Below are 19,794 nucleotides of genomic sequence, written 5' to 3'. Positions count from 1 at the left end.
TCTTGCCTCTTACTTGGGCGTACAGCAGGCAGTGGCGGCCGATTGCTCGGACGCGTTGAAGGTCGGGATGCCCTCCAGAGTGTGGAAATGCTCCCAGGCGATGCCCTGGGGGTCGGTGGCCCAGTGCTTTTCGCTGCGGGCGTAGCAGCAGGTGGTCTGGCCTTCATCGAGAATCGGCGCCTCGGCCGCCCGGGCCTGCGCCTTGAGCACAGCCAGATCCGCATCGTTGTCGACCTGGATGCCGAAGTGATCCAGCCCGGGCTCGCCGTCGCGCGCGGAGATGGCGAAGTTCACGGGCGGGTCATCCAACATCCATTTGGCGTAGTCCGCTTCGACCCGGGCGGGTTGTGCGGCAAAAAGACTCGAATAGAAGGCAATATTACGGTTCAAGTCGTCGACGTACAGATGCACGTGAAAGCGTTTCATGAGGTTCTCCCGGTTCAACAGGTTTGACAGCCGGCTTCGTTGGTGCTGACCTCGCAAATGCCACCCTGGCAGCAGTGTTCGGTCAGGTAGCCCAAGAGGCCATTCATGCGTGGGAAATCAGCGCGGTAGATCAAATTCCGGCCTTGTTGCTCGACCGTCACCAGGCCGGCATGGGCCAGTTCCTTGAGATGAAAAGACAGGGCGTTGCGCGCCACGCCCAGGTGATCGGCCAGGACGCTGGGCGTGAGCCCTTCCGGGCCGGCGACGACCAAGGCGCGGAAGGCGCGCAGGCGCTGGGGGTGGGCCAGGGCGGCCAATGCGAGGACTGTTTGATCTTCGGTCATATCTATCAATTCAATTATTCAATGATGTTTGAATCATAGCCGAGAATCGAACCCGGCGCAATACTTCAAGCGAATCGAGAAAATGCGATTTACCGAGCTGTTCCATGGCCAGCCTGCAACCAACTAAAGAGACTTGTACTGTGCCAACGGCGCCGATATCTCAAATATTGTTGCTTCAGCGGTTGAGCTGGCGCTGATGCTGCCGCCATGGGCTTCAATAATCGACTTTACGATCGCCAGTCCGAGACCCGCGCCTTCTCCGCTGCGCCGCCGTGAAGCGTCCGGTCGATAGAACCGGTCGAATATGTAAGGGATATGTTCGGCCGGTATGATCGGACCTGGATTTTGTATCCGCACACATGCATTGCGGGCAATAGCTGAAAGGCTGACCGTGACGCTGCGCTTGGCCGGCGTATATCGGATGGCATTGGACAACAGGTTGCTCAATGCCCGGCGTACCATCAATCTATCGCCGAGTATGCAAACTGGTTCGCCGATGGCTTCCAAGCCCACTTCTCGTTCTTCGGCCCAGGCGCTGAAGTAGTCGAAGAGAATCCGAATTTCGGCACCGAGGTCAATTGTGACCTGTTCGGGCTTGAGCAAGTTGTTGTCCGCCTGGGCCAGAAACAGCATGTCACCGACCATTTTCGCCATGCGCTCGTACTCTTCGAGATTGGAATACAAGATCTCGCGATACTGTTCAACGCTGCGCGACTGGGAAAGCACCACTTCTGTTTGGGTTTTCAGGTTTGTAATCGGGGTGCGTAGTTCATGCGCGATATCGCCGGAAAAATCCGACAAGCGGCGAAAGACGTCTTCGAGCCGCTCGATCATCCCGTTAAAGGAGGCTGCAAGCTCCATCAGCTCGGCGGGCACGGCATGGGGCTCCAACCGTATATGCAACTGGTCGGATCTGATCCTTCGTATTTCTCGGCTGATACGTCGAATTGGCGCGTGTCCCTGATATACCGCCAACCACGTGGCCAGAATCGCAATCAAACAGGCAGTGGCCGTGACGATTTGAAGATAGGTACGGAAGCTTTCCAGGTAGTGCAAATGAAAATTGATGCCGGTGGCCACTGCGATGGTCAGCGGCTCCGATCCTGGCGTCATATCAGAGGCGGTCCGCACGACCGCCCCTCGGAGAGTCTCACCATCGGCTTGCCATATGCCGACGTTGTCGACAGTGATGTTCTTGACAGGCTGCGCCAGCCTAGAGAACCTGCCCAAGTTAGATCCCGGCGAAGCGTAAATCAGGCTGCCAGTGCTGGAGATAATTTGAAACTGAGCGTTGTGGTGCCCTGACACGGCATGGGCGAATCGCTGGCGCAATTCTGTCGGCGCAGTCTCGGGGGGTAGAGTCGCGAGTGTTTGTTCCAGCGCCTGGACGACTGCGTTGAGCTCGTCCACATCCTGCTGAACAAAGTGATTGTTTATTGACCGTTCGACGATCCAGCCGAACGTCAACAGAACGATGACGATGGCCGCCCCGATGGAGACGGTAAGCCGTATGGCCAAGGACGCCGGTCGTCTTCTCATCAATCATTCCGGATTGGCCACGTCGAGCATGTATCCCATGCCGCGCACCGTATGGATGAGCTTAGGCTCGTAGTCGTCATCGATTTTGGCGCGCAGCCGGCGAATCGCCACATCGATGACATTGGTGTCGCTGTCGAAATTCATGTCCCAAACCTGGGAAGCGATCAATGAACGCGGCAACACTTCGCCTTGCCGACGCACCAAAAGTTCCAGCAGGGCGAATTCTTTGTTGGTCAAGTTGATGCGGGTATTTTGCCGATGAGCCCGGCGCCGCGGAATATCGAGTACCAAGTCGGCTACCTGTAGCTGATCCTGGGAGACAGGAATGTTGCCCCGCCTGAGCAAGGTGCGCACGCGGGCCAGAAGCTCCGAGAACGCGAACGGCTTTACCAGGTAATCGTCGGCGCCCAGCTCCAGCCCCTTGACCCGATCCTCCACGCTATCCCGGGCGGTCAGGAAGAGCACCGGCGTTGATGATTTCGCATCACGCAAGGCCTGGACGATGCGCCAGCCATCCACGTCGGGCAGCATGACGTCCAGGATGATCAGATCATAGGAACCCGTCAGCGCCAAATGATGGCCGTCCAGGCCGGTGCGCGCATGATCCACGACAAAGCCCGACTCCATGAGCCCTTGGCGCACATAATCACCGGTTTTGGCCTCGTCTTCGACCAAGAGCAATTTCATAAGGTGGCTCCCTCACACTCTTGGATTGTCACTGCAAAAAGAAGGGCGATCCGCCCGGGCATCTTCGAACTTTAATGGGATGGGGCTGACGTCGACATGACAGAATAATTACAAAGTTGTAATGCTGGGCCGAGAAGACAACAGCGGCATCCATATCGGCCAGAGCGGAAGAACGGTTGGCCATGATCGGATCCAGATACCGGTTGACATTCCAACAATAGTAAGGCTTACCATAGGTGCATCGCCACTGCTGTTTCGATGCCACCGCTTGCGTCATTGACACTCGTGTCCGCATTTTGCCATGAACGAATCGACTGTTCTTGGATCCGTCATCACCTGTCCCCACTGTGGACACAGGCAGCGGGAAATCATGCCTGCGGACGCCTGCCAGTTCTTCTACGAGTGCCCAAAGTGCAACACGCTGCTTCGTCCAAAACCGGGGGACTGCTGCGTATTCTGCTCGTATGGGTCGATGCCCTGTCCACCCGTGCAACAGCAAAAGAGCTGCCGATGAAAAGCAGGATCAGTGCCACAGCGATTTTTCTTTCTTTCGCTTCGACGTTCACGCCTGGCGACGTTTATGCGCGGATGATGGGCGCATCCATGGGCGGGGCCGGCATGATGGAAGGGATGATGTGGTTGATGGCCATCTTCTGGCTGTTGATCGCCGTGGTGCTCGTACTCGCCATCGCCGCCCTCGTTAAATACCTCTTCAGGAAGTGACAACCCGCCAAAACTCTGTTTGACATTCAGGAGATAGCAATGAATACCAGGACAGTCCTTATCGCTTCTTTTGCCGCGCTGGCCATGAGTGCCGGCGTGCCGAGTGTCGCGGCCACACCCTCTCAGGGTCAGTCCAATGGCGCCGGCATGATGCAACAAAGCCAGGGCTCTGGCCAAGGCCGATCTATGACACGGAGTGGTGAACTGGAAAACATGATGGGGGGCGGAATGATGGGCATGCACGGTGGTGGCATGGGACATGATCATGGAATGCGGGGCGGTGGCATGATGGGAATGATGGATGGCGGCATGATGGGGATGATGAGCGGCTGTCCGATGATGATGGGCGCTGGCCTGGATCGCAAAACCGCGATGCGGATGCACGGCGAGATGATGCGAGCGATTGGAGACATTCTTGTCAAGTATGCCGACAAAATGGAGCCCGCAGCGAAGCAATGATCTGGGCGGCGCCATTACTTCCCCTTGGCTCTGGCCACTGCTATGTGCCTAATGGGCTTTTGACGGATTTATCTGTGATGCTGGCGCGCCCACCACACGATCCGCACCCCCAGCAGCACGGCCAGCGCCCAGGCATAAAGATGCGGCTCGAAAAAATCGTTTTTCCCGGCACGCATCCAGTCGAAATGCCACACGGATAGAATGGCGGCCGGATACACCAGCCAGTGCAGGTAGGTCCACCAGCGGCCGAGCCGACGCATCCAGCCATGGGTGGAGGTCACGGCCAGGGGCACCAGGCAGAGCACGGCAAGCGCGCCGATGCCGATGAAGTCACGCAGCCAGAGGTCGGCCCACATGGATGCCGGCACGCCGCCGCGGTCCCAGAGCGCCCAGGCGATCACATGCAGCACCGTGTAGAAGAATGCATACAGGCCCAGTTTGCGACGATGCCGCACCAATCCGGCCCAGCCGCTCAGCCGGCGGATGGGCGTCACGGCCAGCGTGGCCCACAGCAGCGCCAGTGCCCAGGTGCCCGAGGACCGGATGAGAAATTCCTGCGGATTGGCGGTAAGGCCGCCCAGGTATCCGAGCACCAGCCAGCGCGCCAAAGGAAACAATCCAAACAGATGGACACACAGACTCAAGGCGTAATGCGCATAACCCGACTTGCTTCGCCGCTGGGGCACGCCGATCGGGGGCTGGCCTTGCCGTCCACTGTCGGATTTTCGATCACGGCTTTCCACGACGCATGAGTTCCTAGAAATCACGGCGCAGGTCCATGCCCTGGTAGAGTCCGGCCACAGACTTGGCGTAGCCGTTGAAGAGTTGTGTCGAGATGCGTGCGGCAAAGAGTCCGGAACCTATGCGCCGTTCGGTCGCCTGGCTCCAGCGCGGGTGCGGCACGGCGGGGTTCACGTTGGCGTAAAACCCATATTCCTGCGGTGCCGCCCGCATCCAGCTGGTGGTGGGTTGTGTGGCCTGCAAGTGGATGCGGGTCAGCGATTTTCCCGATTTGAAGCCGTATTTCCAGGGGACGATGACGCGCATCGGGGCTCCGTCCTGGGCAGGCAACTCGTGGCCATAGAGCCCGAAGGTCAGGAGCGTGAGCGGATGCATGGCCTCATCCATGCGCAGGCCCTCGACATAGGGCCAGTCCAGGATTCCTTCTTGCACGCCCGGCATGGCCTTGGGTTGGACCGCTGTCGTGAAAACCACATATTTGGCGTCTTCCGTGGGTTCAACATGGGCGAGCAGATGCGAGAGTGAATAGCCTGTCCAGGGGATCACCATGGACCAGGCCTCGACGCAGCGCAGTCTATAGATGCGCTCTTCGAGCGGTGCGAGTTTGCGCAGGTCGTCGATGTCCAGGGTCACGGGGTGGCGCACGGCCCCGTCGATCCGCACGGTCCAAGGGTCCAGGCGCATCTGGCCCGCGTATCGGGCGGGGTCGCCCTTGCCCGTGCCGAATTCGTAGAAGTTGTTGTAGGTGGTGATGTCACGCCAGCTATTGACTGGCTCATTCGTGGACCACTGGGCATTCCTGGGAGCCGGAAGCGCCAGGCCCGAGGGCTGGTCGTCGGATGCCGCCCGCGCCGGTGAAGAAGCGCCCAGGGCAAGCGGCGCGAGCGCGACACCGCGCAGGAATCGTCGCCGAGCCCGCCAGACGGATTCCGGGGTGATAGCCGATGGATCAAGATCCATTTTCCAAGCGTGACGCATGACGTGTCTCCAACTTTCGCACCATAAGATCAAGCCGAAGCCCTTCGGATACTCGTACCGGCGCAACCGATCGGGCCGAAAAAAAAGCCGCGCGGGCACTTAAGATTACACATGATTTCTTTATTTGTCCGACACTGTTACCCCTCTGATGTTTGCCGCCAGCTCGATTGCGCCGACGGTGAATTTCAGCCGGCTTCGCAGGGAGGTGAACTTGTTCCAGACTTCTTGGGTGGCGTGAGTGGCACCAGCAGTCAGGGCAAGCACCAAGGCGGCCGATGCAGTGGTTAAGGAAGTCGTCATGGGCATGTTTTCTCCGTTTTGTGAGCGAGGTGGTGTGTGTTATGACGGGTCGTGTCTATGGCCGTCATGTAAGTAGACGACAAACGCTGCAGCTTTATTCCATGGCGAAGGAAAAGTTTCAATCGCCACGCTCGGCCATAGTGTGTCATTATTCACAGGTTCGAGTGCATAGTCTGGCGCTGGCGGCCCTGCTACTTATTGTTCGCCACCCTGTTGCTCGATCACCGGATTAATCTCATTCAGCCATGCCTCGCCATTCATCCCAACGCCGCGCCTTTATCTCGCTAGTCACAGTCGGCCTATTGTCGCTTGGGCTGGCAGGCTGCAAGCGCGCTGTCAAATTCCAGGGCAACGATATCGGCGGCACCCACCTGGGCCACGATATGGCGATGGTCGACAGTACCGGCACGCTGCGCACGCTGGCCGATTACAAAGGCAAGGTGTTGGTGGTGTATTTCGGCTATACCCATTGCCCGGACGTCTGCCCGACCGCAATGGCCGAACTGGCACAGACCATGAAGTTATTGAAAGACGATGCGCGGAAAGTGCAAGTCATTATGATTACGGTCGATCCTCAGCGCGATACAGGCGCCATTATGGCTTCGTACGTTAAAGCGTTTAATCCGAGCTTTGTGGGGCTGACGGGCTCGCCAGACCAGTTGCGTAAAACGGCACAGTCCTTCAAGGTCTATTACGCCAAGGCGCCGGGCGGTACGCCAGACACTTACGCCATGGATCACTCCGCGTTTTTTTATATCCTGGATCAAACAGGCGAGGCCCGGGTATTGCTCGATGGTAACGCGCAAGCCAAAGTCATCGCCAGCGACATCCGGCAGCTGCTTTAAGCGCTGGTCCCTGAAAAGCCCGGGGAAGCGGGGTGCCGCACAACTAAGTTGCAGTCAACCGGCCAGTGCCTTTTCGATCGTGTTCGTGAAGGCGACCACATTGTGCTTGCCTAGATATCGTTTCATGATATGCCCTTGCTTGTCGATGAGGAAGGCGGTTGGGGTCAGGCTGATATTGCCATAGGCCTTGGCAATCTGGCCTTGCGCATCAATGACGACCGGAAAAGGCAGTTTGCGGGTTTGAGTATAGTTCTGGACATAGTTGGGTGGGTCGTATTGCATGGCTACAAAGATAGCCTCATAGCCCTTGGGTGCGAGTTTATTGTAGATTTTGATCATGCCCGGCATCTGCTGGATGCAGGTCAAGCAACTGGTGGCCCAGAAGTCGACCAGCACGACTTTGCCGCGTAAATCGGCAGGGGTAATTTTTTGTCCGGTAAGCGTAACAAATGTGATGTCAGGGGCTATCTTGTCCGCACCCGAGAATTGCCAAAAGCCAACGCCCATCAAGGCTATGAGCGCAACCAGAGTGATTACGGCTTTTTTCATTTGATCACCACAGCGCTGATCCGTAAATAACGCAGGAATTGAACCCTAAACCTTACAGTGGGGGGAATGTCAAGTATTGCTGCGAAAAATATTGTAGGAAAACAGTAGCGTCCGGTTTATTTGAATCCGACAGGACGAGAGAGAGCCTGTAGATGGAGGGAATGGGGTTTTAAGGGTATCCACGATTTAAATTTCAAATTCAGCATTTACGATCTTTTCAGGTTTGAGCGACCTGGAGTAGTACATGAACGTGAGCAAGACGCTGTTTACGCGAGTCATGGAGTTTGGTCGTGAAAGATATTCGGTCGAATCATCGAGCGACACAAGGCGACGCGGGTGTGTGCGCCTGGCGAGCATTCATGTGCTTGAAATCACCGTGACGACGGTAGGGGGTATGCCTCAACCTGACGGCAGCAAGCCGCAGGTGGCTCGGATCGGCATCGGTTTCTCTCTGTCTTGGTGTGCGTTGCCAGGAAGCGCTCATGATCGACCTCTGAAGGCCCGCAGCAACCGCGTCACAGACAGGACAAACAAGCTGGTCAGCGTGAGGGCTGCAATACCCCAGTGCTCCCCGACGAATGCGCCGGCCGTAGTGCCGGCTAGCACAACGGCGAGAATGGGTAAATGGCAGGGACAGGTGAGCACGGCCAGTGCGCCCCCCAGGTAGCCGTTGATCGGTTTGTGCGCTTCAGACGGCAAGCGCCCGGGGCTGTTCATGGCAGATTCTCCGCGTGCTGCGCTGGTTCGGTCGGCGAGGCAGCCAATTGCGCTTCCAGACTGGCCAAGGCCCCGCAGCGGCGTTCGACGAACTGGCGCAGCATGGCAAGCGATGTGACCGCTTCACCGCCGTCCATAGCATCCAGCGCCCGGCACAGTCGCACCAGCGCGTCCAGACCGATGCCAGCTTCAAAGGCGGCCTGCACGAGACACAGCCGTTGCAAGGCGGCATGGTCGAACAGGCCATAGCCGTCTGGGGGGGAACGCCACCGGCCGCAGCAATCCGCGCAGCAGGTAGCCGCACACAATATGCACGGTCACTCCGGCATCAAGGGCCAGCCGGGACAATGTGTAGGCGCTCATTGAACACCTCCTTTTCCTCATCCGGCGCAGCACGAAAGCTGCTTCACGTCCTTGCTGAAGGTCTGAGCCGCGAGCTTCAGCCCCTCGACCATCGTCAGGTAGGGGAACAATTGGTCGGCCAGTTCCTGCACGGTCATGCGGTTGCGGATGGCGAGCACCGCCGTCTGGATCAGTTCGCCCGCTTCCGGTGCTACCGCCTGCACGCCGATGAGCCGCCGACTGCCTTCCTCGATGACCAGCTTGATAAAGCCGCGTGTATCGAAGTTGGCAAGCGCACGCGGCACGTTGTCGAGCGTGAACAGCCGGCTGTCGGTTTCTATGCCCTTCGAGTGTGCCTCCGTCTCTGAATAGCCCACGGTCGCCACTTGCGGATCGGTGAACACCACGGCCGGCATCGCGGTCAGGTCGATGGCCGCGTCGCCGCCCATCATGTTGATCGCCGCACGGGTGCCGGCCGCTGCCGCCACATAGACGAACTGAGGCTGGTCGGTACAGTCGCCAGCCGCATAAATGTGTGGCGTACTGGTGCGCATGCCCTGGTCGATGACGATGGCTCCCTGCGCATTGATGGCGACCCCCGCCGCTTCCAGCGCCAGGTTGCGCGTGTTCGGAGTCCGCCCGGTGGCGACCAGCAGCTTGTTGGCGCGCAGTTCACCGTGCCCCGTGGTGAGCACGAATTCGCCGTCCAGATGCGCGACCTGGATGGCTTGCGTGTGTTCCAGCACCTCGATGCGTTCGGCACGGAAGGCGGCGGTGACAGCCTCGCCGATGGCCGGGTCTTCGCGGAAGAACAGCGTGTTGCGCGCCAGGATCGTCACTTTGCTGCCCAGCCGGGCAAAGGCTTGCGCCAGTTCGACTGCCACCACCGACGAGCCGATCACGGCCAGACGTTCGGGAATGGTATCGCTGACCAATGCCTCGGTGGAAGTCCAATAGGGCGACTCTTTCAGGCCCGGAAGCGGCGGCACGGCCGGACTGGCGCCCGTGGCGATCAGGCAGCGGTCGAACACCACGACGCGTTCGCCACCCTCGCTCAAACGGATGACGAGGCTCTGGTCGTCCTTGAAACGCGCTTCACCGTGCAGAACTGTGATGGCCGGATAGCCCTCCAGGATGCCTTCGTACTTGGCATGACGGAGTTCATCGACGCGGGCCTGCTGCTGGGCCAGCAGCTGCTCGCGCCGGATTGTCGGCGGTGTGGGTGGCATGCCGCCGTCGAATGGGCTTTCCTGGCGTAAATGGGCGATGTGGGCGGCGCGAATCATGATTTTGGACGGCACGCAGCCCACATTGACGCAGGTGCCACCGATGGTGCCGCGTTCGATCAGCGTGACCTGCGCGCCTTGCTCGACGGCTTTCAGGGCAGCAGCCATCGCGGCTCCACCGCTGCCGATCACGGCTACCTGCAACGGGCGTTCGTTGCCACTGTGCTTATCGGCGGCCCCCATCCAGCCGAGCACCTTGTCGAGCAGTCCGGCGCGGTTGTCCGTCGGTGGCGCATCGGCAAGCGTTGCCTTGTAGCCCAGTCCGGCCACGGCGGCAGTCAGCGCATCCGGTGACGTGCCCTGCTCGACGGCGAGTTGCGCTGTGCCCTTCAGATAGGACACCCGCGCCGATTGCACGCCGGGCACCTTGTCCAGCGCTTCCTTGACGTGTGCCGCGCACGAGTCGCACGTCATGCCGGTGATTTTTAGGTGGGTCATGCAACGACTCCTATTTATTCATGTTGGCCGCGGCCCGACTGTTATCCGCGCTGGGCGGCAGTTCGCAGGCGAGACAAAATCCCAAATGGATACCCCGACCATGAACGCCAAATCGACATAGGGCAACGGCGCAGTCGGCACACCGTAGAATCGCATCAAAATCGCCGCTAAGGGCACAAGCAACGGCCCGATGACCCCGAGCACGGTACGCGACCACTGCCGGTGCGACTATCAGCCCAGCGCATTGGCCAACAAGGCCAGAGCGGCGAACGCCGGGATCAAGATAGTGACGAACAACCTCTCCCACCGAGACAGGATACCGAGCCCGATGGCAGCACCCAAACTGGCGAGGGCGGGAAAGCAGGCGGCACAGCCCATCGCGGAGGCAAGACTGCCGAGCACTCCGGCCTTGTCTGCGTACGTGTAATCCAACCCATGATGTCGCTCCCGAGTGATGCCCGGATCACTGCTTGACGCTCGACGGATAGCCCGCGTCTTTCGTCGCGTTAGTGAGCGCGGCAACGTTGGCTTTGGCATCGTCGTAAGTCACTTTAATTGTGGTTTGGCCAACCACGGCGATATTCTTGACGCCATTGACCCGCTCAAGCGCGGCGCGAACGGTGACGGGACACGCCGCGCAAGTCATGCCGGGCACTGACAGCACAACGGTTTTCACGGCGGCCCAGGCGGGGGCATTGAGTGTGAGGGCCAAGGCGGTCACAGCAAACAGTTTTTTCATGATGAACTCCTGTGATCAATAGAAAATAGGCATGACATAGGGAAATCCGAGCGCGACCAGAACCAGCGCGGCCACGATCCAGAAAATGAGCTTGTAAGTAGCCCGCACTTGGGGAATCGTGCAGATCTCACCCGGTTTGCAGACGGCTGCCTGCCGGTAGATGCGCCGCCAGGCGAAGAACAGCGCCACCAACGCTGCGCCGATGAAGATCGGGCGATACGGCTCCAGCACTGTCAGATTGCCGATCCATGCCCCGCTGAATCCCAAGGTGACCAGAACCAGCGGTCCGAGGCAGCAAGCGGAGGCAAGGATGGCGGACAGCCCGCCGGCGAAGAGCGCGCCGCGCCCGTTGCGTGGTTCAGACATGCGCTTGTCCTTTCGGATTTGAATGTGATAGCGTAACCTTACTTCCGTAGTCATGTACGGAGTCAAGCAATATGGAGAACGATTTGGAGAATCTGACCATTGGCGTTTTTGCCAAGGCAGCCGGGGTCAACGTGGAGACCATCCGGTTCTATCAGCGCAAGGGCTTATTGCCGCAACCGGACAAGCCCTATGGCAGCATCCGCCGCTACGGTGAGGCTGATGTAACGCGGGTGCGGTTCGTGAAAGCAGCCCAGCGGCTGGGTTTCAGTCTGGATGAGATCGCCGAGTTGCTGCGGCTGGAGGATGGCGCTCATTGCGAGGAAGCAAGCAGTCTGGCCGAACACAAGCTCAAGAACGTGCGCGAGAAAATGGCTGACTTGGCACGCATGGAGGCCGTGCTGTCTGAGTTGGTGTGCGCCTGCCATGCGCGGGCAGGAAACGTTTCCTGCCCGCTGATTGCGTCACTGCAAGACGGAACGAACCTCGCGGTGTCGGTGCGGAGTGGTCACGGGTTGACTGCACCTTAGCGTGCCTTATTTCCCGAGTTCTGAGACGAACCCAACTACGCGAACCTGTTCGCCAGCGACCGGATGACTGAACACATCAAACTGGAGATCTTTGCCGAAGAGGCTGGTATCGGGGCCATCACCGACGTGATCGGGGGGGACGCCCGCTCCGACGCGCAGGGAACGGGCATCGTGGCGGTATGTGCGTGACTAGATCATGTTGGGATACGGTTTTTAGACGAGAAAGAGCGTCACCCCTATGCGGCGCTGGGTGACGCTCGTTTTACAGGCGTTACTGCTTTTCCAGCTTTGTGATGATGTAGGTGCCGTTGACGTTTTCCAGCCGGAACCTGATTTTTTCTCCCTCTTTGGCCCGATTGGCCATGGCGGCATCTTTGGCTTTATAGGCCATTGTCATCGGCGGCATACCGACGATCTTGAGCTCACCGTGCTGGATTGTCACCATCCCGGCTTGCCGATCCACCTTTCGGACCACTCCATCGGCCAAGGCGATATCCGCAGGGGCGACCGATTTCGTTGAATTCCTATTTCCCTCCGTATTCGTGCCTTTGTTCGTTTGCATATCGCCAGCCGCATTGGCTGACGTCCATAGTCCGAATGCCAAGCAGGCAGCCGTTGAAAGAACCATCAATTTATTCATAAAGCTTCTCCAGAGTGAAAGTGTTGGCACGTGCGTGCCGAGGGGGGTACGTCATGTCATTAACGAATTTATTAAGGGTGTTTGATACGTCGGCGCTGCAATAAGAACCAGGCGGCCGGGATCACGAACATCGAGAGAATGGGTGCTGTCACCATGCCGCCGATCATGGGAGCGGCGATCCGCTGCATGACTTCGGATCCAGTACCCTGGCCCAGCATGATGGGAAAAAGTCCTCCCAGGACGACGGCCACGGTCATGGCTTTGGGACGAACGCGCAGCACGGCTCCTTCTCTGATGGCGTCCAGAAGGAGCGACTCGGTTAACGGTTCTCCGGATTGCAGTCGGCTGTTGAGCGCGGTTTTCAGATAAAGCAGCATGACAACGCCGAACTCAGCCGAAACGCCCACGAGCGCTATGAACCCTACGGCGGTGGCCACCGAGATGGCTTGGCCAAGAATCCATATCAGCCAGAAGCCGCCGACCAAGGCGAATGGTACGGTCAGCATCAGTAACAGGGCATCGGCTGCCGAGTTGAAGGTCAGGAACAGGAGGACGAAGATGAGGCCAAGCGTCATGGGAATGACCGTTCGCAGCTTCGCCTCGGCTCGTTGCAAATACTCGAACTGGCCAGACCAAGCAATCGAGTAGCCCGCCGGCAATACCACTTTCTCGGCGACGGCTTGCTGCATGGCTTTGACCGCCGTCGAGAGGTCGGTGTTGTGGATATCAACGTAGACGTACCCGGTCAGCCGCGCATTTTCGCTACGAATCATGGGTGGGCCATCGGAAATCTTCAGGTCCGCGACGTCGCCAAGCAGGATTTGGGCTCCTCTGTCGGTAACAATGGGAATCTGCCGCAGCTTTTCCAACGAGTCTCGTATTTCGCGCGGGTATCGGACGTTGATGGGGAAGCGCTCGCGGCCGTCGACCACCTCGCCCACGTTCTCGCCGCCCACTGCGGAGGAGACGACCGATTGGATGTCCGTAATAGCCAGTCCATAGCGAGCCGCTGCAAGGCGATTGATGTTGACGTCGATGTAGTGGCCGCCATTCAGGCGTTCAGCCAGCGCCGAGGTGACGCCCGGCACGTGTTTTACCGCCGCCTCGACTTGTGTGGCGATTTTATCGATTTGCGCCAGACTGCCCCCGGAGATCTTGATGCCGACCGGAGTTTTAATCCCGGTCGACAGCATGTCCAGACGATTTCGAATGGGTGGCACCCAAACGTTCGTCAGGCCTGGTACTTTGACGATATGATCCAGTTCGGCAATCAGTTTTTTGGGCGTCATACCGGGCCGCCATTGATCGCGTGGCATGAACTGAATGGTGGTTTCGAACATTTCTAGTGGCGCCGGATCCGTCGCGGTGTCCGCGCGGCCGGACTTGCCGAATACCGTCGCCACCTCGGGGACGGTTTTGATCAGGCGATCAGTCTGTTGCAAGAGTTCGGTGGCCTTTTGCACCGAAATTCCGGGCAGTGCCGTGGGCATATACAACAGGTCGCCTTCATCCATCGCTGGCATGAATTCACTGCCCAGGCGCGATACGGGAACTAAAGTCACTATCAATGCGACCAGCGCCAGCCCAATGACCACCCAGGGACGCCTAAGCGTTGCGTCGAGCAAGGGCCGGTATAGCCAGATCAGAATGCGGCTGATGGGGTTGGACATTTCGTTGGGGATATGGCCGCGAATGAAGTACCCCATCAGCACGGGTACCAGCGTGACCGAAATCCCCGCCGCAGCCGCAATCGAGTACGTCTTCGTGAATGCGAGCGGTGCGAACAGCTTGCCTTCTTGTCCTTCGAGCGAAAACACGGGAATGAACGACAGCGCGATAATCAGCAGCGAAAAGAAGAGGGCAGGTCCAACCTCAGCCGTTGATTTGGCCATGAGCTCCCACCTTTGAGCCACCGTAATCGGTGCATCGGGGTGCTCGTGTTCGTACGCTTCCAGATGCTTATGGGCGTTTTCTATCATGACGATGGCGGCGTCTATCATTGCACCAATGGCGATGGCAATTCCGCTCAGCGACATGATGTTGGCGTTGATGCCTTGGTAACGCATCACGATGAACGCGGCCAATACCCCCAGCGGCAGAGAGAAAATGGCTACGAATGCGCTACGCAAGTGAAACAGGAATAGGGCGCAGACCAGCCCAACGATAATGAATTCTTCGATCAGCTTGTCCGTGAGATTGTTCACTGCCCGTTTGATCAACTGCGATCGATCGTAGGTCGTGACCACTTCGACGCCCGGAGGCAGAGATTTCTTCAAGTCGGCAAGCTTGGTTTTCACCGCGTTGATGGTGGTCAGGGCATTTTTCCCCGAACGCATCACGATCACGCCGCCGGCGACTTCACCTTCGCCGTTGAGTTCGGCCACGCCCCGGCGCATCTCTGGCCCGATCTGTATGCGGGCCACATCGCCCAGCAGGACGGGTGTTCCCGTCTTGTCCGTGCGAAGCACGACATTCCTGAAGTCATCCAGGGAATGCAGGTACCCCGACGAGCGCACCATATACTCGGACTCGGCCAGTTCCACCACCGAGCCGCCAGACTCCTGGTTGGCCTTGCCCAGTGCCTCACGGACAGTCGCCAGGGTGATGCCATAGGCGCGCAGCTTGTCTGGATCCACCACCACCTGATACTGACGCACCATGCCGCCGATAGAGGCGACCTCAGAGACGTCTGGTACCGCCTTGAGTTCGAATTTCAGGAACCAGTCGTTTAGCGCCCTGAGCTGCCCCAGGTCGTGCTTGCCCGTGCGGTCTACGAGCGCGTATTCGTAGATCCAACCCACTCCGGTGGCGTCTGGCCCGAGGGAGACCGTGGCTCCTTGGGGTAGCCGGCTTTGTACTTGGTTAAGGTATTCGAGCACCCTGGAGCGAGCCCAATACTGGTCGGTATTGTCGTCGAAAAGAACGTAAACAAATGCGTCTCCAAATGAGGAATACGCCCGGATGGTCTTGGCGCCTGGCACACCGAGCAAGGTGGTGGTCAGGGGGTACGTGACCTGGTCTTCAACGACTTGCGGGGCTCTTCCCGGATAAGATGCCTTGATGATGACTTGCGTGTCGGACAAGTCTGGCAGCGCGTCGACAGGTGTGTGGAGAAGAGAGATGACACCCCATGCGGCAATGAAGACGGTCGCCAGCAGCACCAAGAACCGGTTATAGATGGACCAGCGTATGAGGCGCGCAATCATCGTGCGCCTCCCGCAATGGGTTCCACTGTCGTCAGTTGGTATCCATCGCTCGACGATTTAAAGACGAAGTGAACTGTTTGGCCAACCTTGACGCCTGAGAACGAAGCTGGGGAAGGCTTGCCGAAGGTCATGGTCATCGCGGGCCAGTGCAGAGCGGGGACAGGCTGGTGCGAGAAGGTCATGCTGCTCGGTGTGATTTGCTTCACTACGCCGGTTGTCTGGTAGCTTGGGGCCGAAGTTGCCGACGGTGGGGCTGCCGCAGCGCTTGGTCCGCTGGGCGCATTGCCTTCCTGCCTGGGGAATACGGATTTCAGGCTGGCTTCCGAGTCGATCAGAAACTGGCCAGAGGCCACGACCTGCTGTCCTTGCGTCAATCCGCCCAATATCTCGGTGTCGTTACCGATATCGTCGCCAATCGTGACCTGAACGGGCTGTAGCCGGCCGTCGTGGTTCTTGACGATCACCACAGACCGCTTGCCTGTGGTGATCACCGCCTCGGAGGGGACGAGCAGGCGTGAAACGGCTTTGTCTGCGCTGATATGGGCTCGCATCAGCATTCCCGGTGTCATCCTGAAGCTGGGATTGTCAATTTCGAGGCGAGCCTGGAGCGTGCGGCTGGTCGCGCTGATCCCCGGCAGGATTTCGCGAATATGCCCGGTGAAGTGCTGGGTCGAGTCGCCCGCAAAGACCGCATTGACGCCCATGCCGGGGTGGACCTGCAGTGCCATCGATTCGGGGACCTCAACCACGAGCCACAGTTTGCTCAAACCCGCTATCTTGGCAAGCGTCTGGCCCGGCGTCACCATGGCGCCGTTGCGTACGTTGAGCTCGGTGAGTACGCCCGTCTCAGGTGCGCGCAAGATAACGTGGCTTTGCGCCTTGTTCGTCCTGTCGAGCGCTTTGATGATGTATTCGGGGATCGACATGGCCCGCATGCGCGAGCGGGACGCCGATAACAGGCCTTGGTCGGCGTGGCCATGCTTGAGAGCAAGGTACTCCTCTTGTGGCGCAAGCCAGTCGGGGACAAACAAGGAGGCGATCGGTGCTCCTTTGGCGACCCGCTGCATCGGCGCGTTCGCGTACAGGCGGTCGATGTAGCCCGTTACGCGGGATTGAATCACGTCGGCCTGCGACTCATCAAACTGGGTCGTGCCCACGGCATCGAACCCTTCTTTCGTTTCTTCTCGCTTGGCCGTCGCGTAGCGGATGCCCAAATTCTGCTGGAGCGACGGATCGATTTTGATGCCGCTGGCACCGCCTTCGTCTGCGTAGACGGGTTGGAGCGGCATGTCCATGAAAGGTGATTTTCCGGGCTTGTCGAAATGTTGGCTCGGAACCATCGGGTCGTGCCAGTACAGAATCTTTCGATCCGTTTTAGAAGCGTCCTTGCCATCAACGGTAGCGGCCATTGCAGACCCTTCCAGCAGGGCGCTACGGGTGTGTCGGGTCCCCACCATGTAGCCGGCGCCGACCGATACCGCTACTACAAAGAGCGCGATCAATGTGCGCATCCAGTGAGTTTGTCGCATGTCTCTTCCTTATTGGCCGAACTGGCTATTTTTGGGGATGACCTGGTATTCAAGCCGGGCCCACGTCTGCGCCACGCCGCGTTCAAGATCTACGATCTGAAGCTGGGCATCGAGCTGGGTGCGCCTTGCGTTGAACACATCGGCTAGCGAGCCTGTGCCTGCCTTATAGGCGGCGGTGGCCAGCCTGACTTGCCGATCAGTTGCCGGCAAGAGAGTGCGCTTGAACTGGGCGATTCGCTCTCGCCCATTGGTCAGCGATGTGCTTAAGTTTTGAATATCCGCCTGGATTCGGCGTACGGTGTCCCGAAACATAAAGCGCGCCTTGTTGCCCAGGGCGGCTTTTTCGGCTACATCCTGGTCTTGCCGATTGGCTCGGGAAATAGGTAAAGGAATGCTCACGCCTATGGACACCATGTTCGAGTATTGGCTGCCCCGTTGCTGATAGGTGACTCCCCATGTCCAGTCCGGCGTTCGGTTGCTGCTGGCCACGGCCGTGTCCGCGTCTGCTGCGGAGATATCGCGCCTGGCCGCAATAATTTCTGGCTGAACCTGCTCAAGCTCCTCAAATGAAAGGGATGAAACGTGGGATTCAAGTGTCGGGATATCGCCGGCGACGTCGGTCACCGGCGAGGCGACCCATCGGCTTAGCGCAATCAATGCGGAGTGCAAGGTCTGCTGCGCTTTAAGCATCTGGTCTTCGGCTTGAGAGCGCATGATTTGTGTTTGCGTTACATCGCCTGCGCTGGTCTTCGCTCCCCGGTAGGAGGCTCGGGCTGCGGCAAGCTCGTGGGTCATGTGATTTACCAAGGCCTTCGAAAGTTTCAGCGCTCGTTGTGCATACGCCGCATCGAGCCAGGCGATCGCCGTCTGCTGGCGCGTGTTGGCTACCTGCACCAGGTAGGCCGCCCGTTCCTTGTCTATCACCCGGTTCGCCAGGTTGGCCCGACGTTCACGCTTGTCTGAGGACACCCATTCCTGCTCGATTCCAACGTAGCGCGCGGTCATGGAGTCCTGGGCAAGCGAGTACCGCTGTGGTCCGTCAATGGGCAGGTTGTCGATGCCTGCTTTAAGAACGGGGTCGGGTAATTGATCCGCTCTGACGGCAGCATGAGAGCTGGCCAGCACCGACGCTTGGCTCGCCTCTATGGCGGCCGAACGGTTGGTCGCTTGGTAAAGCGCTGTATCCAGCGTCAGGCCAGCATCCTGGCCATAAGCGGTTGCGCTGGCGAGCGCGAGTGACACGCATAGAACACGGGTGCGCGTCAGGGCGCGCCGCGATGCGAGCGCGCGTAGGGACTGAAGCATTATTCACTCCGGATAGTCGAACGAAAACGAGGCGCGGCGGTGGCCGCAGCCTTGATGACGAAAACCGGAGTCAGGTCAAATGCGCAGTCTGAGCGTCAGGAGCAGGTGCGTGCCATCGCCACCGCCCGAGTCTGGGCGATTGTCGGGGATGGCCAGTTGCCACATGAGGGATGGGAGTGGCGGGGGAAGGGCGTAGGCAAAGAAAAGGACGGGTTCGGATGCGAGCGGTTGCGCTACGGCATTGGTGACTTGCCGATGGTCCGAAAAATGTTGTGCGCAAAGATTCGGCTGTGCTTCATCGATCATCTTCGAATGATCGCTTGATTGAGTGCAATCGGTGTTCCCCATCTGCGACGCCGAAACCGTCGCCCGCCATTGAGACAGCGGGCAGACGTAGTTTGCTAACGCCAGACGCGAAAATATAAGTGTTGTGAGCAACACTATGATCAACGCTCGAGAAGCACTAGGGCGCAGGAAATACATAATCAGCCGAAAATAGGTGGTGCGCATTATAGTCTCAAAAAATCAGGAGACTGCTCGCATGACGGAATCTTATAGGCTCGGAAGGAAGTGGCGGAACAGGCAATAGCATTGACATCCAGGATCGTTGGCTTCCGTTTCGAGCCGTTCGCTCAGAAGCTCGCAAATACCTTCGGCGCATTGCCCGAGCCCAGCGTATACACGTCGAGTGGGTGGGCCTTCTTGCCCGGCATGCCCGGTGCTCCCACCGGCATGCCGGGCAGCGACAGGCCTTGGACGGCAAGGTGCTCGGAGAGCATCCGCTTGATGTACTTGGCGGGCACCAGGCCTTCCACCACGTAGCCCCCAATGAGCGCCGTGTGGCAGCCCGCCAGATTGGTAGGGATGTGGTATTTCGCCTTGATCGAGGCGAGATCATTCGTGTTGATCTTTTGCACAGTAAAACCGTTGGCCTCGATGTATTGGGCCCAACGGTCGCAGCAGCCGCAGTCGGGATTTTTGTACATCTTGACCGGGATGCCCGCGGCCATGGCAGAGAGCGGGAAGGCGAGAGCCAGGCCCAACGCCAATTTCTTCGAAGTGCGCATGGTAATTCTCCAGTTGGAAAAAAACGCTTGAGATCAATCAG

At 58.8% G+C, this 19,794-nt stretch carries 25 protein-coding genes and 2 pseudogenes; 6 read left to right on the top strand and 21 right to left on the bottom strand.

Annotated features, from left to right (window positions below; all coding sequences use genetic code 11):
- Nucleotides 1–9 precede the first annotated feature (9 nt).
- The 5 genes from CEY11_RS02265 to CEY11_RS24985 form a co-directional block, all read right to left on the bottom strand.
- Nucleotides 10–426: an ArsI/CadI family heavy metal resistance metalloenzyme gene (locus tag CEY11_RS02265; protein WP_088601740.1), complete on the bottom strand. Its 417-nt coding sequence runs from the start codon at nucleotides 424–426 to the stop codon at nucleotides 10–12.
- A 14-nt stretch (nucleotides 427–440) separates the two neighbouring features.
- Entirely contained in the window at nucleotides 441–770 is a 330-nt protein-coding gene (locus CEY11_RS02260) for an ArsR/SmtB family transcription factor (protein WP_088601739.1), read from the bottom strand.
- A gap of 123 nt (nucleotides 771–893) precedes the next feature.
- Entirely contained in the window at nucleotides 894–2,309 is a 1,416-nt protein-coding gene (locus CEY11_RS02255) for a Cu(+)/Ag(+) sensor histidine kinase (protein ID WP_088601738.1), read from the bottom strand.
- 3 nt (nucleotides 2,310–2,312) lie between these two features.
- Nucleotides 2,313–2,996 carry a heavy metal response regulator transcription factor gene (locus tag CEY11_RS02250; RefSeq protein ID WP_088601737.1) on the bottom strand — a complete coding sequence of 228 codons (684 nt, stop codon included), beginning with the start codon at nucleotides 2,994–2,996 and terminating at the stop codon, nucleotides 2,313–2,315.
- Nucleotides 2,997–3,024: 28 nt separating this feature from the next.
- Nucleotides 3,025–3,273 (bottom strand): hypothetical protein, encoded by a 249-nt coding sequence (locus tag CEY11_RS24985; protein ID WP_143322661.1) that lies wholly within the window; start codon nucleotides 3,271–3,273, stop codon nucleotides 3,025–3,027.
- 24 nt (nucleotides 3,274–3,297) lie between these two features.
- On the opposite strand from CEY11_RS24985, the gene CEY11_RS25625 reads away from it, so the two are divergent.
- From CEY11_RS25625 to CEY11_RS02235, 3 genes are read left to right on the top strand one after another with little or no spacing between them, the layout of a single operon-like run.
- Complete coding sequence (locus tag CEY11_RS25625; protein ID WP_088601736.1) at nucleotides 3,298–3,510, top strand: GDCCVxC domain-containing (seleno)protein; 213 nt, start codon at nucleotides 3,298–3,300, stop codon at nucleotides 3,508–3,510.
- Entirely contained in the window at nucleotides 3,408–3,719 is a 312-nt protein-coding gene (locus CEY11_RS02240) for a hypothetical protein (protein WP_158215165.1), read from the top strand. Before CEY11_RS25625 ends, CEY11_RS02240 begins: the two co-directional genes overlap by 103 nt.
- A gap of 39 nt (nucleotides 3,720–3,758) precedes the next feature.
- Complete coding sequence (locus CEY11_RS02235; RefSeq protein WP_088601734.1) at nucleotides 3,759–4,178, top strand: hypothetical protein; 420 nt, start codon at nucleotides 3,759–3,761, stop codon at nucleotides 4,176–4,178.
- 68 nt (nucleotides 4,179–4,246) lie between these two features.
- Here the strand turns inward: CEY11_RS02235 and CEY11_RS02230 are convergent, their stop codons facing one another.
- From CEY11_RS02230 to CEY11_RS02220, 3 genes are all read right to left on the bottom strand, one after another.
- The gene (locus tag CEY11_RS02230) at nucleotides 4,247–4,921 is read right to left on the bottom strand and encodes a protein-methionine-sulfoxide reductase heme-binding subunit MsrQ (RefSeq protein WP_158215164.1); all 675 of its coding nucleotides are present in this window, start codon (nucleotides 4,919–4,921) and stop codon (nucleotides 4,247–4,249) included.
- 13 nt (nucleotides 4,922–4,934) lie between these two features.
- On the bottom strand, nucleotides 4,935–5,897 hold the full coding sequence (gene msrP, locus CEY11_RS02225; RefSeq protein WP_088601732.1) for a protein-methionine-sulfoxide reductase catalytic subunit MsrP: 963 nt from the start codon (nucleotides 5,895–5,897) through the stop codon (nucleotides 4,935–4,937).
- Between the two features lie 120 nt (nucleotides 5,898–6,017).
- Nucleotides 6,018–6,203 (bottom strand): hypothetical protein, encoded by a 186-nt coding sequence (locus CEY11_RS02220; RefSeq protein ID WP_088601731.1) that lies wholly within the window; start codon nucleotides 6,201–6,203, stop codon nucleotides 6,018–6,020.
- 239 nt (nucleotides 6,204–6,442) lie between these two features.
- On the opposite strand from CEY11_RS02220, the gene CEY11_RS02215 reads away from it, so the two are divergent.
- Complete coding sequence (locus CEY11_RS02215) at nucleotides 6,443–7,042, top strand: SCO family protein (protein ID WP_088601730.1); 600 nt, start codon at nucleotides 6,443–6,445, stop codon at nucleotides 7,040–7,042.
- A gap of 54 nt (nucleotides 7,043–7,096) precedes the next feature.
- On the opposite strand, the gene CEY11_RS02210 is transcribed toward CEY11_RS02215, so the two are convergent.
- The 7 genes and pseudogenes from CEY11_RS02210 to merT all read right to left on the bottom strand — a co-directional run bounded on the left by CEY11_RS02210 (nucleotide 7,097) and on the right by merT (nucleotide 11,479).
- Nucleotides 7,097–7,591, bottom strand: a complete 495-nt coding sequence (locus tag CEY11_RS02210; protein ID WP_088601729.1) for a peroxiredoxin family protein — start codon at nucleotides 7,589–7,591, stop codon at nucleotides 7,097–7,099.
- Nucleotides 7,592–8,071: 480 nt separating this feature from the next.
- Nucleotides 8,072–8,308, bottom strand: coding sequence for a broad-spectrum mercury transporter MerE (gene merE / locus CEY11_RS02205; protein ID WP_088601728.1), 237 nt, complete (start codon nucleotides 8,306–8,308; stop codon nucleotides 8,072–8,074).
- A pseudogene (merD, locus tag CEY11_RS02200) lies at nucleotides 8,305–8,671 on the bottom strand (mercury resistance co-regulator MerD). Before merD ends, merE begins: the two are co-directional and overlap by 4 nt.
- Nucleotides 8,672–8,688: 17 nt before the next feature.
- Entirely contained in the window at nucleotides 8,689–10,374 is a 1,686-nt protein-coding gene (merA, locus tag CEY11_RS02195; RefSeq protein ID WP_088601727.1) for a mercury(II) reductase, read from the bottom strand.
- Nucleotides 10,375–10,605: 231 nt separating this feature from the next.
- Nucleotides 10,606–10,752 (bottom strand): hypothetical protein, encoded by a 147-nt coding sequence (locus CEY11_RS26140; RefSeq protein ID WP_456297768.1) that lies wholly within the window; start codon nucleotides 10,750–10,752, stop codon nucleotides 10,606–10,608.
- An 85-nt stretch (nucleotides 10,753–10,837) separates the two neighbouring features.
- Nucleotides 10,838–11,113 (bottom strand): mercury resistance system periplasmic binding protein MerP, encoded by a 276-nt coding sequence (merP, locus tag CEY11_RS02185; protein WP_088601726.1) that lies wholly within the window; start codon nucleotides 11,111–11,113, stop codon nucleotides 10,838–10,840.
- A gap of 15 nt (nucleotides 11,114–11,128) precedes the next feature.
- Nucleotides 11,129–11,479, bottom strand: coding sequence for a mercuric ion transporter MerT (merT, locus tag CEY11_RS02180; protein WP_088601725.1), 351 nt, complete (start codon nucleotides 11,477–11,479; stop codon nucleotides 11,129–11,131).
- 71 nt (nucleotides 11,480–11,550) lie between these two features.
- Here merT and merR point away from each other — a divergent pair, with 71 nt between their 5' ends.
- Both merR and CEY11_RS25905 read left to right on the top strand, forming a co-directional pair.
- The gene (gene merR / locus CEY11_RS02175; RefSeq protein WP_088601724.1) at nucleotides 11,551–12,006 is read left to right on the top strand and encodes an Hg(II)-responsive transcriptional regulator; all 456 of its coding nucleotides are present in this window, start codon (nucleotides 11,551–11,553) and stop codon (nucleotides 12,004–12,006) included.
- Between the two features lie 63 nt (nucleotides 12,007–12,069).
- Nucleotides 12,070–12,195 (top strand): hypothetical protein, encoded by a 126-nt coding sequence (locus CEY11_RS25905; RefSeq protein ID WP_269845243.1) that lies wholly within the window; start codon nucleotides 12,070–12,072, stop codon nucleotides 12,193–12,195.
- A gap of 82 nt (nucleotides 12,196–12,277) precedes the next feature.
- Here the strand turns inward: CEY11_RS25905 and CEY11_RS02170 are convergent, their stop codons facing one another.
- From CEY11_RS02170 to CEY11_RS02145, 6 genes and pseudogenes are all read right to left on the bottom strand, one after another.
- Nucleotides 12,278–12,646 (bottom strand): copper-binding protein, encoded by a 369-nt coding sequence (locus tag CEY11_RS02170; protein WP_088601723.1) that lies wholly within the window; start codon nucleotides 12,644–12,646, stop codon nucleotides 12,278–12,280.
- A gap of 80 nt (nucleotides 12,647–12,726) precedes the next feature.
- Nucleotides 12,727–15,852, bottom strand: a pseudogene (locus CEY11_RS02165) (efflux RND transporter permease subunit); the annotation flags it as partial.
- Nucleotides 15,849–17,381: an efflux RND transporter periplasmic adaptor subunit gene (locus CEY11_RS02160; RefSeq protein ID WP_088601721.1), complete on the bottom strand. Its 1,533-nt coding sequence runs from the start codon at nucleotides 17,379–17,381 to the stop codon at nucleotides 15,849–15,851. The gene CEY11_RS02160 and the pseudogene CEY11_RS02165, both read right to left, overlap by 4 nt.
- Nucleotides 17,382–17,390: 9 nt before the next feature.
- Nucleotides 17,391–18,686, bottom strand: coding sequence for a TolC family protein (locus CEY11_RS02155; RefSeq protein ID WP_088601720.1), 1,296 nt, complete (start codon nucleotides 18,684–18,686; stop codon nucleotides 17,391–17,393).
- Nucleotides 18,687–18,761: 75 nt separating this feature from the next.
- Nucleotides 18,762–19,196: a hypothetical protein gene (locus CEY11_RS24980; protein WP_143322659.1), complete on the bottom strand. Its 435-nt coding sequence runs from the start codon at nucleotides 19,194–19,196 to the stop codon at nucleotides 18,762–18,764.
- A gap of 122 nt (nucleotides 19,197–19,318) precedes the next feature.
- Nucleotides 19,319–19,753 carry a DUF411 domain-containing protein gene (locus CEY11_RS02145; RefSeq protein WP_088601718.1) on the bottom strand — a complete coding sequence of 145 codons (435 nt, stop codon included), beginning with the start codon at nucleotides 19,751–19,753 and terminating at the stop codon, nucleotides 19,319–19,321.
- Between the last annotated feature and the right edge of the window lie 41 nt (nucleotides 19,754–19,794).

Source organism: Candidimonas nitroreducens, assembly GCF_002209565.1.
Lineage (GTDB): Bacteria > Pseudomonadota > Gammaproteobacteria > Burkholderiales > Burkholderiaceae_B > Candidimonas > Candidimonas nitroreducens.
The sequence above is the reverse complement of the archived record's forward strand: the minus strand, read 5'-3'. Positions and strand labels throughout refer to the sequence as shown.